Raw genomic sequence first — 1397 nt, forward strand, 5'->3', positions numbered from 1 at the left:
GCGGGGCGCCTAGAATCGGCTGAGTGAGTGAACCAATCGAGCCGTATCCCGTCAGTCCCACGCGCCATGTGCCTGTAGGCGTTCAGCAGCCCCCATATGTGGGAGTGATGGCGGGAGAGCATTACGACGGTTCCCACGTCCAGACTCCCGAGATCATTGAGGCGATGCGGCTCGCCGGGCAGATCGCTGCCGACTCGATCCTCGCCGCGGCGGCTGAGATTCGCCCCGGCGTCACCACCGACCACCTCGATGCGGTCGCCCACGAATACCTATGCGATCACGGCGCATACCCGGCGTCGCTGAATTACCGCGGCTTTCCCAAGAGCATCTGCACCTCGGTCAACGAGGTGATCTGCCACGGCATCCCGGATGCCCGCCCGCTCCAAGACGGCGATCTGGTCAAGATCGACTCGACCTCGTACATCAACGGCGTGCACGGCGACAACTGTGCCACCTTCTATGTCGGCGAGGTATCCGAGGAGGCCAGGCTACTCAGCGAACGCACCCGTGAGGCGATGTACCGGGGCATCAAGGCGGTCAAGCCCGGGCGTCCGCTGTCGGTGATCGGGCGCGTCATCGAGTCCTACGCGAAGCGGTTCGGCTACGGCGTGGTCCGCGAATACACCGGCCACGGAGTGCACACCGCCTTCCATTCGGGGTTGATCGTCTTGCACTACGACGAGCCGATGCTGAACACCATCATGCAGCCGGGCATGACCTTCACGATCGAGCCGATGCTGACGCTCGGCAGCGCCCGTACCAAGCAGTGGGATGACGGCTGGACCGTGCTCACTCAGGACGGCTCGTGGGTGGCCCAGTTTGAGCAGACCCTGGTGGTCACCGACACCGGCTCCGAGATCCTGACCGTGCCGAGTAGCGGCGAACTGATCGTCGGCGGCGAGGTTCCCCAGCCGCCGGTCAACTGATCTCCAGCGTCGCGCCAGCCCGATGAGCCCGGAACGGCCGCCACGTCGTCGTCGGTGCCGCCGATGGCTGGTGGCCGTCGGTATTGCGCTGATACTGGTGGGCAATCTCGCAGTGAATCCGTGGTGCGCCCGGTGGCGTTCGCTGATCCTGATGAGCGGATACGACTGGGTCTACGAACGCGACTCGGTGCCGCACGATACCGGCGCCCGGGCGGAGATGCCGTTGGCCGGCAGCGGGCTGTATCCGCGGATGATCACCTTCAATGCCGATGCCGCGATGTCGGCATGGCTGGACGACGACGTGCGCTTCACGGTGGAATTCACCTTTGCCGATTTCGAGCGGTGGCGCGGATTTAGCTCGATCTTCGATCCGGACGATCGGCTGTACGGGGCCTACGTCGGGGCCTACTACGTGCAGGGCCTCGGTCGCGAGCTGACCGCCGCCGAGGTTACCGGCGTCGCCCAGTTCGA

General features: G+C 65.1%; 2 protein-coding genes. Both read left to right on the forward strand.

Features of this window, described 5'->3' with window-relative positions; genetic code table 11:
• Window positions 1-23 precede the first annotated feature (23 nt).
• Entirely contained in the window at window positions 24-926 is a 903-nt protein-coding gene (map, locus tag AAFP05_RS05175) for a type I methionyl aminopeptidase (protein ID WP_341728788.1), read from the forward strand.
• 151 nt (window positions 927-1077) lie between these two features.
• Window positions 1078-1397 (forward strand): hypothetical protein (locus tag AAFP05_RS05180; RefSeq protein WP_341728789.1); only part of this gene is annotated, 320 nt, incomplete at its 3' end.

It is taken from the genome of Brooklawnia sp. (genome assembly GCF_032229645.1).
Taxonomy (GTDB): domain Bacteria; phylum Actinomycetota; class Actinomycetes; order Propionibacteriales; family Propionibacteriaceae; genus Brooklawnia.